A 12776-nucleotide genomic window follows, 5' to 3' on the forward strand; every position below is an offset into this window, starting at 1 on the left:
CTTATTTCTTTTTAAACAAATAATAGTTGCTAATCAGCCTCTCTTTATACTGTTTACTTCCTGGTTCACTTTCGTTTAAGTCGTAAGTATCTAGTTTTTCAATGCTGTACTTTTCAATCAATACCGCTTGATCTTCTGGACTAATTCCGTTTGCTAAAACACCAAATTTAGTCTCTAACGGGAATTTGAATGTATTCTCTCCAATTTTTATTTGCGGAATCTTTTCACCATACTGCCAAATGGTTTCTGGTGGCACATAATTAAACGCATACACTTTTAGGTCACGTTGTTTGTTATCTTTTAATAAAGTTGAAACTGGGTTAAAGTTTTCACTAGTAAATCCTTTAAAAACAGGTAATCCAAACAAAAATAAAGCTCCAAAAAAAGTAACGGTTAACAAAAACACGTGTTTTATTTCTTTTTTAATTAATTGAAGAAGAATTGCAAGTCCTAAAGCAAATACGACTACAGAAAATAAAATGAAAGGAACTAACACCTCATGCAATTCTGCTTTAAATTGAAAGTACAACACTAAAGGTGCAACCAAACCGATTAAAGCAATTAATCCAAAATTAATATACACAGGAAGCGTCTCGCGTTTATCCTTTAGTGTTTTAAATTTTCGGATTAAATACTCGATATAAAATCCAATATTTAACGCTAATGGAATTAAAACTGGCATCAAATAACGTGACTTTTTCTCTGGAATAATAGATAACAAAATCACAGCAAAAATAGTCCATAAAAACGTGAATTTATAAGCTTTATAATGTATGGCTCTGCGCTTTAAATAAGGGTATAATAAACTAATAAATGCAGGAATAGTCCACAAACCACTTTGTGTAAAAAAACTCCAATAGTAATAAAATGGTCTCACGTTATAACTAGTCCAATTTCCTGTTTCTCTACTTGTAATGGCTGTAAACGTTTCTGGATCTTCTAATCTTACATACAAATACCACCAACCACCAACAACAATACCTAGTATTAAAATGGCTACAATTGGTGCTACTTTTGCTTTGATATTTTGGTATTTAAAGCTAAAACCATAGGCTAATAAAAACGGTAGAAGTAACGCGTAAAAACTTACAGGTCCTTTGCTTAAAATAGAGCAGCCAATAGCAACACCAGCAATAATAACGTGTTTCCAATGGATGTTTTTGGACTTAAAAGACTTGTATAAATGGTAAATGGCAACCATCATAAAACCATGAGTAAAAATATCCCAAGGTGCTTCAATAGTAATCCCAATTACGTAAAACGAGGTGATTAAAATCAAGGTATTAATTATACTATGCGCTCTGCTTTTTAATAACGATTTTGATAATTTAAAGCAATATGCTGCCAAAACCATAATCATAAGTATAGCTGGTAAACGCATGCCAAATACACTATTTAAGCCAAATACTAAACCAGAAATTGCAGTTAACCAAGTTGGTAAAGGAGGTTTTTCGTAACGTGCTTCACCATTCATGGTAGTTAATAACCAGTTGTTATCCTGAATCATTTCTCTTGCAGTAATAAAATTACGCGCTTCCATTATGGTGACTTGGATTGTTTCCAGGTTTGGTAATAGCATAATGGCTATAATCAAACAAATAATAAGTAGCGGATATTTTTTAAACGATTTAGGCATTCTGCTGTTTTAAGATTAACAAATTGCGGATATAAATAATGGCACCTAACGAGTGTCCAACAAGCAACACATAATCCACTCTAAAAATAGCGTAGGTCAATATTAATAACGACCCAACTAAGCTTAATGCCCAAAACCCAAAAGGTAGCGAGGATTCTTTATGTTTTTCAGAATACATCCATTGGTACACAAAGCGTAAGGTAAATACAATTTGAGAGATGATTCCTAGTACTAATAACCATAACGGAATGGCTTCGTTTTTAAACAACCTAACCGTATCAATTTCATTATTATTAAAGTAAAAAACCGTAATAAAAACAGGCATAAATAACAATATCCATCGCATAACTACAGGACATGTTTTCCATTGGTTTTGTAGCTGTAAATTTCTAATATAAATATAATAGGTTAAACCTTGACCTAACATAATTGCAAAATCATCACGTAAATACCCATAAATAAACAACAAAAAAGAAGCCACTAGACTAAGTGTCCAAAATAAGGTTGGCGTAATGACGCGCTTCTGTTTTTCGCTAGTTAACCACTGGATAATTAAGCGAGAAGAAAATAAAATTTGCGCTAAAAATCCAATACTAAGTACAATCCAATTACTCATTATTTTGTTTTGGCTACGTCGTAGTTAATATACTTTTTCTTCATCCACAGATAGGCAAAACAATCTAATAAAGGTCCTAATAACCTGTTCCACAATCCAAATTTAGCTTCGCCAGCAACACGCGGAAAATGTTGTACAGGTATCTGCTTTATTTTACCGTTTTGTAATAAAATCATAGCAGGTAAAAATCGGTGAAGCCCTTTAAACATTGGGATGCGTTTAGCATAGTCTGTTTTAATCACTTTTAACGGACAGCCTGTATCGTCCATTCCGTCTTTGGTAAACGCACGTCTAATTCCGTTTGCAATTTTAGACGACATATTTTTAACAAAACTATCTTTACGGTTAGCGCGTACACCTGTTACTAAATCAAATTCGCCAATATGCTCTAACAGTAAATTAAAATCTTCTGGTGCAGTTTGTAAGTCAGAGTCTATATAACCTACCAATTCTGTTTTTGTATAATCAAAACCTGCTTTAATAGCAGCACTCAAGCCTCTATTGTCCTTAAATAAAATGTAATCAAATGCCTCATTTCTGTCACAAATGGTTTCAATTAATGCTTGACTATTGTCTTTGGACCCATCGTTTACAAATAACACTTTAGTCGTTTTAGTCGCTATTTTGGTATAAGCCAAAAGCTCTTTTTCCACTCTAAGTAAATTATCCTCTTCATTATAAACAGGAACAACAATGGTAAATTGGTAGTTCATAAACCTCTTTTAATGCTACAAATGTATTGTTTTTTATAGAATTGAAATTACTATCGAAAAAAAATCTGTTTCTTTGTATTACAGAATAGCACTTATGAAAATATTAGTTACTGGAGCAGTAGGTTTTATAGGCTCTCACACTTGCGAGCGATTACACAAATTAGGTCACGAGGTTGTTGGTTTAGACAATTTTAACGACTATTACAGCTTGACGCTGAAAACCTTAAACGAAAAAGCATTATTAGAAAAAGGAATAACAGTGATAAAATCTGATTTAAGAGATCCAGATTTTGCTGAAACTTTGCCAAAAGACATCAACTATATATTTCATTTTGCTGCACAACCAGGTATTTCTGCGACCTCTACGTTTGAAGACTATTTTACCAATAATATTATTGCCACCAAAAACCTGATTGACTATGCTTTGCAATGCATAGACTTACAATTATTTGTTAATATTGGAACCTCGTCTATTTACGGTCTGGAAGCAACGTTTCCAGAAAGTGTGGCTCCAAAACCAGCATCGCATTATGGTGTGACTAAATTAACAGCAGAGCAGTTAGTATTACAAAAAAGTAGAGAGCAAGTCTTTAAAAGCTGCTCGTTACGTTTGTATTCTGTAATTGGACCAAGAGAGCGTCCAGAGAAAATGTACACCAAGTTAATAGCGTGTGCCTTTAATGGAGAGGCTTTCCCATTGTATGAAGGTAGTGCCTCACATTTACGTAGTTTTACCTATGTTGGAGACATCGTCGATGGAATAGTTAGCGTGATTGGTAACGACACCAAAGTAGATGGCGAAATCATTAACCTAGGTACAGAAGTAGAGCACACCACACAAGAAGGGATTGAAGCAGTTGAGCAAGTGATTGGGCAATCCATAACAATAAACCATGTTAAAGCTAGAGTAGGTGACCAATTACGTACAAAAGCTAATATTGATAAAGCCAGAAAGCTATTAGACTATAATCCACAAACCACCTTATTAGAAGGTGTTAAAGCACAAGTAGATTGGTATAAGGCTAATTTTTTGTAGTGAGATTTTAAAGTTTTGTTTAATGGTTTTGTGTATAGTTAGTTGTGTTGGCTAGAACTAAATAAGTAAAAGAAAACCCGTCCATTTTTCTGAGTACAAACAGATACAGCAATTAATTGTGACACGTTGTTGGACATAGTGTTTTTTATCTTTTAAATATTCCGTTTTGGTCAATGAAGCCAACTAATTGTTTAATCTCTAATGGTTTGCTCCAGTTTCTGTGAATCATTCTATGGCAGTTTGAGCAAACTGGAACTAAATTTTGTAAAGCTTTATCCAGAGTTTTCTCCAAATCCTCATCTTGAAATTGAAAAATAGGTTTTTCGTGATGAATTTCTATGAAACCTTTTCCGTGTTCTCCGTAAAAATTTTCAAAGTCAAATGTACAACAATTACAAGCTATGTGACCATCTTTAGTGAAATGTTCGATAGCATAATTTCTTAATTTAGTTGAACGTTCATAAACTTTTACTTTTGCTACTTTTTTAACTCCTTCTTGAATTATAATATTTTCATCAAATGTTAATCGTTTTCTTTCTCCTTTTTCTATTTCTTTTAAATTATCTTTAATGTCAGAATAGTCAAAATCATTTGTGAGTAAGTATCTTAATTCAGCTTTATGGTCTTTTAAATACTGTTTTCCTTTGTTTGTTATATATAGCGGACTTCCAGCTTTTGATTCACGTTCAATAAACCCATTTTTAACGAAAGGTCTTTTACTTGCTGTTAGATTTCTGACAATTTGAGAAAAATAATCGTCATTTCTATTTGCTAAAATAACTAAATCGTCTCCTGATGGTTTTAAAATATCTCTTAATAAACTTGATAATTCAGAGGTATTTATCTTTCCGTTTTTTAAGCTTATTAAATATAATGCAGGAAGCCTTAAATCTCCTTCGTAAATTCTTTCGCTCATTTAGTAGTTTGTTATTAATAAATGTTCAGTTTCTTTATTATTTCTATTCATAAAACTTACTAAATAAGTTTTGTCAAATGTTGAAATTTTAATCTCAGGATGTGTATATAAATCTAAAATAAAATCTGTGTTTTTTATTATCATCATCCATTTTGCTCTGCACTTTTTAATTAAAAAGTCAGCAAGTCTTTTTTGGTCAGATTTAACAAAATCGTTTTGAGCATATGTGCTAAATTCTGTGTCATATGGTGGATCTAAAAAGATAAAATCATCTTCTGTTGGCTGAAAAAGATTAAAAAATTCTTGAAAATCCGCATTTACAATATTTGTTTTTGATAACAATTCTTGTAATGGCTCTGATTTTAAATAATCAATTTTCTTTCTGAAATTTTTATTGTTATATGCAATTCCACCATAAGGAACATTAAATTCGCCTCTTGAATTGTAGCGAAACATACCTGAATAAGCGTAATTACGAATAAATAAAAATATTGCTGTGTAAAACGCTTGGTTTAGTTCATACTTTTTGTGAAAGTTATAAATATGTCTGAAATGCATATAAAATGCACTTTTTAAAGCAGTTTCTATATTATCTAAAATATCTTTGTCTGGAAGTTTACCTTTTTCTTTTTCAAGAACTTTCATTCTTGAAGTTTTTCGAACTAAATTTTTCTTTATTTCTTTTAAGAAATTTTCAATATTGAAGTTGAAATAAGAAGAAAAAAGCCCGTTGAACTCTTTAGAGTTTTTTAAGATAAACTCATAAATTTTATTTGACAAAATATCTTTGGATATTATGTCGCATGCAAAATCTTTATAGATTTTTATAAAAAAACTTTGATTTTTTTCTGAAATGTTTCCTAAAACTTCCCAATTGTGAATTATTTCATCAATTGCTTTGAAAAACATCTCCCTTTCGTCCGAAACTATGATTTTATATAAATCAATTAATTCGTGTGCTTTATCATTTATGAAATATTCTTTTGCTTGAATTGCGGTATAAACTGAACCTCCACCAACAAAAGGCTCGAAATAATTTTCAAAATAGTCAGGAAGATTTGGAATGATATATTTTAATTCCTGTTCCTTTCCACCAGCCCATTTTACAAGTGGTTCAAGTCTTCGCTCTTTTGTGTAATTAGCAAAACTTAAATTGATTTGATTATACGTTACTACTGGTTCTTCAACAATTGTATTCATAACGTAAATTTAAAATTTTTATATTTCGGTTTAAACAAATTTCAATGAATTTTACAGTTTTTGTTCACATTTGTGTACAACTTATATGATATAAACCATATATTAATATTTTATATCAGTCGTTAAACGAAGTTAGACGTTTTTTTTACAAAGTCAAGTTATTATTCCAATCCCAACAAATACTCAGCAGCAGCAAATGGTGTGGTTTGGTTAGTTTCGATAAGCTCTAGCTGTTTTTTAAGCTCTAGCTTAATGCTTTCATTATTAAAAAAATCTGCTTTTAAACGATTTTCTATAGTTTGAATAAGCCAAAACTTGTTTTGCTCTTGACGTTTATTATAAAAATAATTATTAGCAACGGTAATTTCTAAATAGTCCTTTATAATATGGTAAATGTCATCAATACCTTTGTTGTTAATAGCACTGCACATAGTGACTTTGGGTTGCCAACCCGTTGCTTTTTCTGGGTATAAATGTAAGGCTCTGTTAAATTCTACTTTAGCGAGTTTGGCTGCTTTAAGGTTGTCACCATCTGCTTTATTTATAGCTATAGCATCTGCCATTTCTATAATACCACGTTTAATACCTTGTAACTCGTCTCCAGCTCCAGCTAATTTTAATAGTAAAAAGAAATCGACCATACTATGTACAGCAGTTTCGCTTTGTCCTACACCAACGGTTTCAATAATTATGGAGTCAAAACCAGCAGCTTCACAAAGGATAATGGTTTCGCGCGTTTTTCTTGCCACTCCACCTAAAGAGTCTCCTGAAGCAGATGGACGTATAAACGCTTTGTTGTTTTTGACCAAGTCTTCCATTCTGGTTTTATCACCTAAAATACTTCCTTTGGTCAAACTACTACTTGGATCTACAGCTAAGACTGCTACTTTTTTACCAATGCTAGTTAGATAGGTTCCAAACGCTTCAATAAAGGTGCTTTTACCTACACCAGGCACACCAGTAATACCAATTCTAACCGATTGATTAGCATGTGGCAAACAGGCTTTAATAATGGCATGGGCTTGCTCTGTATGTTTTGGGTGTTTGCTTTCTACTATGGTGATGGCTTGACTTAAAGCCGTAATATTGCCTTCTAAAATAGCATCTACAAGGTCTTTTGTAGTACGTTGTAATTTACGTTTGGCTTTAATTTTTGAAATAGCAGCATCGCTAGTCGTTTCTGATAGAGAAACACCTTCATTTTCTGATAATGCTGATTTCTTGTTTTTTGCCACAAATACATACATTTAGTTCGTGTAAGAAGGACTACTTACTGCCTACTAAACACTACTTACTAACTATTAGTTTTTCAATGGGATTTCAATCTTTACATCATCCCAAGCCATAGTCATTTTTAAATCGTCTGTCGAGTTGTCAAACGCAATGGTAAATTGCTCCACAGATTTATCCAATTTTTGAGCTGGTACTTCTACTTCTACCACATCAAAATTAGGATCCCAATTGGGTTCCATTTTTTCGTTAACTCCCCAATCATACTGCTTAGAGTTAAACATGACTTTCCATTGGTCTTCCATTGGAACGGTCCACAACGTATATTTTCCTTTAGGCAATAACATGCCTTTAATAGATAAATCCTCATTGGTTTCAAAGGTGGTCGCTTCATTTGCTCCTGTACGCCAAACTTTATTAAAAGGGACTAAGGCGCCAAAAACATCTCGATCTCGTTTGGATGGTCTGTTATAAAACACTTCCAGCTCTAAGTGTCCAACTTCAAACACAACCGTTTTTTTAGGACTTAATGGTTTATTAAATAATCCACCTTCTGTAGTAAAATTATATATGAATAAGCCAGTAACTATAAGCAATAGTACTACCATGACCCATTTTAAGAATGTATTCATTTAAAAAATATAATGATTAATAGTTCAACAAAATTAACTGAAAATTTAGTACTTACAGAAACATAACGCTTAAATTATTTATAAATATTGTACTAACTTGAAAAAAAAAATTCAACTTTTTTGCAACACTACTTTTTTTGTGTCGTCTTTAGATTGAACACTAACCAAAAACCAACAAGTGAAAGTCGTTACGTTAGATAACATAGAGTTGTGTAAACAAAACAACCGAAAAGCACAATTGCAGTTGTATAACCAATATTGTGATGCCATGTACCATGTGGCTTTACGGTTTGTCCATCACACTGCAGAAGCAGAAGATGTAGTACAGGACGCATTTATTAAAGCGTTTACAAAACTACATCAATTTAAAGGCGACGTTACTTTTGGCGCTTGGTTAAAACGTATTGTTATTAATAAAAGTATTGATTATTTAAAGTCTAAAAAACAACGTTTAGTTGAATTAGATGAGGTGCACCTAAAAGTAATTGATACAGATACTAGTGACAAATGGTTAGTAGAAGACACAACAACTTTAGACCAAATTAAGCAAGCCATTAACAAGCTTCCGGATAAATACAGGTACGTCGTCATGCTCTTTTTAATAGAAGGTTATGATCATCAAGAGATTTCTGAAATATTAAATATTACCGAAGTCGCATCACGTACACAACTATCCAGAGGAAAAGTAAAATTGCAAGACCTTTTAAAACACAATCATTATGGCGAAAGATATTAGAGACCTATTCAAAAACGATAACAAAGTATCTCATCAGCAGATGTCCCAAGGACACGAAGCACGATTTTTAGAGAAGCTAGACCAAGCATTGCCACAAAAAAAGCAATCCAGATGGACGTTTTTAAATATTGCAGCAAGCGTACTACTAGTCATTGGTTTAGGTTTCGGAAGTTACACACTATTTAAAAAGGATATAGAGCCTATAAAAGTGGTGGACAACGACCAACCTAATACTGAAAAAACGATGACGCTTGGCGATATCTCTCCAGATTTAAAAAAGGTGGAAGATTATTATGTGGCTAATATCAATTTAGAGTTATCTAAATTAAAATTAACACCAGACAATAAAGAACTGTTTGATGGTTATGTGTTACGGTTAGAAGAATTAAATGCAGAATACAAAAGCCTATCTAAAGAGCTGACCGATAATGGTCCAGATGAGCATACAGTTAATGCCTTAATCCAAAACCTGAAATTTCGTTTAAACTTGATGTATCGTCTTAAAGAACAACTCAATCAATTAAACAACATAGAAGCTTCCCAAGGGTAGGCTACTAATTAACAAGAAAATGTCACACTAAGCTTGTCGAAGTGTCTAAAAAAAACTAAAAAAGATGAAAACTATATATCTAAATTTAATTTTATTACTAGTAACCGTAAGTGTTACTGCACAACAAAAGTTAAGCAAAATAGACCAATCTGTAAGAGCTAACAAAGATGTTACTGTAGATTTAAATACCAGTCACACTAATATTATTGTAGAAACTTGGAATAAAGATTACATAGAAGTTGAAGCTTATATCGAAAGCAAAAAACTAACTAAAGAACAACTACAAAAAGCAATAGACAATTGGGATGTCACCCTTACAGGAGATTCTGATTACGTAACAATTACTTCAAAAGGAGCAAGAGGTATCTGGTCTGATGATTTGAGCGTCACTATTTTAGATGAAGCATCTATTGAGGCTTTGGCAAATCTACCTGAAACATTAGAACTCAACCTAGAGCCTGTATTAAAAAGTTTAGAAAACTTGGAAGTATTGGGCGAGTTGCCAGAAAAATTAAAGTTGTTAAACCTTCCAAAGTCACCAGACGGTAATTATAATATCGATTTTGATTACGATAGATATAAAAAAGAAGGCGAATCCTATTTAAACTCCTGGAGTAAAAAATACAGAACAGAGTATGGTGAAGCCTATGAAAAAGAAATGCGCGAATGGGCAAAAAGCATCAATCAGGAAGACCTTGACCAGTTTGAAAAAGATATGGAAGAATGGGGAAAGCAGTTAGGTAAAAAAATGGAGGAAGCTTTTGGTGAAGACTTTGAAAAAAGTATGGAAGAATGGGGAGAAAACTTTGGTAAAAAAATGGAGGAAGCTTTTGGCGAAGACTTTGAAAAACGAATGGAAGCTTTTGGAGAACGTCTAGAAAAAGAGTTAGTACCTAAATTAGAAGAACTAGAAAAACGTTTTGAAGCTGAATTTAATGAAGATGGAAAAAAAACAACCAAAAAAAGCGGTAAGTTGTTTGAAGATATAGATTATAACACCACAAAAACCATCATTATAAAAATGCCAAAAAAGGCGAAGCTAAAACTTAACGTTAGACATGGCGAGTTAAAACTAGCCAACGTGTTAGAAAACACCAAAGGAGATATCTCTCATGGATCATTAATAGCTAATCACATTACTGGAGGTAACACCTCCATTAATGTGTCTTATGCTAAAGTGGCTGTAAAAGATTGGATGTCTGGTGAGTTGAAGTTAAAATATGTGGATGATGCCATTATCGCTAATGCCAATAACTTAATACTTAATGCAGTGTCTTCAGATATTGAAATTAATACGCTTTCTGGAAACTCAGTTATTAACGGAAGCTTTGGCGATTTATTAATCAATACCATAGCTTCAGATTTTAGTAATTTAAATATTATTTTAGAAAACAGTGATGCCAAATTAAACTTGCCAAATACAGATTACAATCTGTTTTATAGTGGTAACAAATCTAAATTCAACAATGTAAGTACCTCAAATAAAACCATAAAACACTACCCAAACAATAATAGTAATACTAGCAAAACTATTGTGATTAATGCCAAATTTAGTACTGTAGTTGCTAAATAAATTCTTTAAATTTGGGTTCAATTTTAATATAAAATGAATTCAAAGACACTGTCCCTAATCTTAAGTCAATACACTTCAAAAAACTTATACGTCATTGACGCTTCCATTCCAAAATCAGATTATATTTCTATAGATTTATCGCAATCCAATCCAGCGTTAGATACCTTTGATAATTCTTCATCCAAAGCTTGGGATACCTATATTACCAATTACTTAAACACACACAACAAACAAGTAGCTTTTGGTGGTTATTTAGAGCGTCGAAATTTATATAATAGAAGCGCCTATTTTGCATCACAAAGTCAAGCAGAACAGCGCAATATCCATTTAGGTTTAGATTTATGGTGTCCAGCAGACACACCAGTTTTAGCTTGTTTTGATGGTACCATCCACAGTTTTAAAAACAACACCAATTTTGGAGATTATGGTCCAACCCTAGTTTTGCAACACAAAATCAATGAGGTTGCATTTTACACTTTGTATGGTCATTTAAGTGTAGCGTCCATACTAAATTTAAAAGTAGGCAAAATGGTACAACAAGGTGATACCATAGCTTATTTGGGAGACGCATCTGTAAATGGTGACTATGCGCCACATTTACACTTTCAAATTATAATTGATATACAAGACTATGTTGGAGATTATCCAGGTGTTTGTAGTTTAAATGATTTAGAATTTTTTAAGCAGAACACTATTAATCCTGAAGTGGTTTTGGGGTTGGAGTGAGATATTTTGGATTATATATTTAGAAATATCATTAATTATACATGTTATTGGGTTTTAAGTTTTTGAAAAAAATTAATGCTTTATTTAGCTTATTTTTTATTTCAGAGTTTGGTTTATTTAAAATCCAGTTTTCGATTCCATGAAAACTTTCCACAGGAAAAACTATTCCGTAATCATTTTTCCAATTATCCAATGCTAACTCTAGATTTAAATCTTTGTCAATTAATATTTTGTTATAAATTCCATACATTTCAAAAACACTCATAGCATCTTTATTTTCTGAAAATTTATTTTTAAAAATTTTGACTAGTTTTTTGTCAAAACTTTCATCATTTACGATGTTTTCCTCAAAGAGGTTTGTATAAATAAAACAATTTTCTGGATTAGCTTTAATACCTTTTTTATAATACTCTACAGCTTTCTGATGATGATTTAATTGACCACTAGAAATGCCAGCATTATTATATGCTTGGTCATTTAAAGGATTAATATAAATAATTCTATCAAAAGCTTCAATAGCTTTCAAATGTTGTTTGTTTATATCGTAAATAGTTCCTAAATGCTTTAAAGCTACTTCAAAATTTTTATCTAATTCAGTTGCTTTTTCTAATGCAATAATAGAAGATTCAACATCTCCAGATTTAAATTTGTACAAACCAATATATGCCCAATCATTCGGAGTTCTTTTTGAAGGTTTAGTTGTCAATGCATTATTAGAATATTGTTCTATCATATCCCAATCCCTTTTGGTGTACTGAAATAATGCTTTTTTTCCAATCATGAAAATAGATTCTTGATGGCGATACTGAAACTCAAGACGTTTAAGAATAGATTTAGCCTCATCTCTTGTTTTCTTGTATTTTTTCCAAATGTGATGAGGTTTATTATAAAGAAATGCAAAAGCAGCAAAAGCTGCTAGCATCAGAGCAAAAGCAGCACTTATAATTTGTATAATTGTTGTCTGACTGTCTTTGTAAAATTCTCTTTGAGACTCATTATTCTTTTCAAGATTAGAAATACTTTCTTCGAGAACAGCAATTCGAGTATTTAATTTATTTGTATTGTCTTTATATGTTTTTAGTTCGTTTTTTAGGCTTTTTAAATTATTTGATTTTATACTATCCGTTTCATTTTGTGTGAAACCTATACCTATATTTATAATTAAAAAAAACTTAATAATTTGATGTTTCATGATTATAATTAAATTACTTG

The 12776-nt window shown here is 31.8% G+C and carries 13 protein-coding genes; 5 read left to right on the forward strand and 8 right to left on the reverse strand.

Annotated elements, in window-relative coordinates:
- Position 1: 1 nt before the first annotated feature.
- Genes Ollyesu_RS09740 through Ollyesu_RS09750 form a run of 3 tightly spaced genes read right to left on the reverse strand, consistent with a single transcriptional unit; the run spans position 2 to position 2965 of the window.
- Complete coding sequence (locus Ollyesu_RS09740; RefSeq protein WP_279301033.1) at positions 2-1636, reverse strand: phospholipid carrier-dependent glycosyltransferase; 1635 nt, start codon at positions 1634-1636, stop codon at positions 2-4.
- On the reverse strand, positions 1629-2252 hold the full coding sequence (locus Ollyesu_RS09745; protein WP_279301034.1) for a lipid-A-disaccharide synthase N-terminal domain-containing protein: 624 nt from the start codon (positions 2250-2252) through the stop codon (positions 1629-1631). The genes Ollyesu_RS09740 and Ollyesu_RS09745 overlap by 8 nt, the downstream gene beginning before the upstream one ends.
- Positions 2252-2965, reverse strand: a complete 714-nt coding sequence (locus Ollyesu_RS09750; protein WP_279301035.1) for a glycosyltransferase family 2 protein — start codon at positions 2963-2965, stop codon at positions 2252-2254. Before Ollyesu_RS09750 ends, Ollyesu_RS09745 begins: the two co-directional genes overlap by 1 nt.
- A gap of 94 nt (positions 2966-3059) precedes the next feature.
- Here Ollyesu_RS09750 and Ollyesu_RS09755 point away from each other — a divergent pair, with 94 nt between their 5' ends.
- A complete protein-coding gene (locus Ollyesu_RS09755) occupies positions 3060-4001 on the forward strand; it encodes an NAD-dependent epimerase/dehydratase family protein (protein ID WP_279301036.1) in 942 nt (313 codons plus the stop codon).
- 145 nt (positions 4002-4146) lie between these two features.
- Here Ollyesu_RS09755 and Ollyesu_RS09760 read toward each other — a convergent pair whose 3' ends face one another.
- The 4 genes from Ollyesu_RS09760 to Ollyesu_RS09775 form a co-directional block, all read right to left on the reverse strand.
- Positions 4147-4917, reverse strand: a complete 771-nt coding sequence (locus Ollyesu_RS09760) for an HNH endonuclease (RefSeq protein ID WP_279301037.1) — start codon at positions 4915-4917, stop codon at positions 4147-4149.
- The gene (locus Ollyesu_RS09765; RefSeq protein WP_279301038.1) at positions 4918-6117 is read right to left on the reverse strand and encodes a DNA adenine methylase; all 1200 of its coding nucleotides are present in this window, start codon (positions 6115-6117) and stop codon (positions 4918-4920) included.
- A 161-nt stretch (positions 6118-6278) separates the two neighbouring features.
- Positions 6279-7352, reverse strand: coding sequence for a methylmalonyl Co-A mutase-associated GTPase MeaB (meaB, locus tag Ollyesu_RS09770; protein WP_279301039.1), 1074 nt, complete (start codon positions 7350-7352; stop codon positions 6279-6281).
- Between the two features lie 66 nt (positions 7353-7418).
- Complete coding sequence (locus Ollyesu_RS09775; protein WP_279301040.1) at positions 7419-7979, reverse strand: DUF2911 domain-containing protein; 561 nt, start codon at positions 7977-7979, stop codon at positions 7419-7421.
- Between the two features lie 178 nt (positions 7980-8157).
- Here Ollyesu_RS09775 and Ollyesu_RS09780 point away from each other — a divergent pair, with 178 nt between their 5' ends.
- The 4 genes from Ollyesu_RS09780 (at position 8158) to Ollyesu_RS09795 (ending at position 11564) form a co-directional block, all read left to right on the forward strand.
- Positions 8158-8715 (forward strand): RNA polymerase sigma factor, encoded by a 558-nt coding sequence (locus Ollyesu_RS09780; RefSeq protein ID WP_279301041.1) that lies wholly within the window; start codon positions 8158-8160, stop codon positions 8713-8715.
- Entirely contained in the window at positions 8699-9265 is a 567-nt protein-coding gene (locus Ollyesu_RS09785) for a hypothetical protein (RefSeq protein ID WP_279301042.1), read from the forward strand. The genes Ollyesu_RS09780 and Ollyesu_RS09785 overlap by 17 nt, the downstream gene beginning before the upstream one ends.
- A 64-nt stretch (positions 9266-9329) precedes the next feature.
- Positions 9330-10838, forward strand: coding sequence for a hypothetical protein (locus Ollyesu_RS09790; protein WP_279301043.1), 1509 nt, complete (start codon positions 9330-9332; stop codon positions 10836-10838).
- 33 nt (positions 10839-10871) lie between these two features.
- Positions 10872-11564 (forward strand): peptidoglycan DD-metalloendopeptidase family protein, encoded by a 693-nt coding sequence (locus tag Ollyesu_RS09795; RefSeq protein WP_279301044.1) that lies wholly within the window; start codon positions 10872-10874, stop codon positions 11562-11564.
- A gap of 31 nt (positions 11565-11595) precedes the next feature.
- On the opposite strand, the gene Ollyesu_RS09800 is transcribed toward Ollyesu_RS09795, so the two are convergent.
- Positions 11596-12756 carry a hypothetical protein gene (locus Ollyesu_RS09800; protein WP_279301045.1) on the reverse strand — a complete coding sequence of 387 codons (1161 nt, stop codon included), beginning with the start codon at positions 12754-12756 and terminating at the stop codon, positions 11596-11598.
- Positions 12757-12776 lie beyond the last annotated feature (20 nt).

Source organism: Olleya sp. YS (assembly GCF_029760915.1).
Taxonomy (GTDB): Bacteria; Bacteroidota; Bacteroidia; order Flavobacteriales; family Flavobacteriaceae; genus Olleya.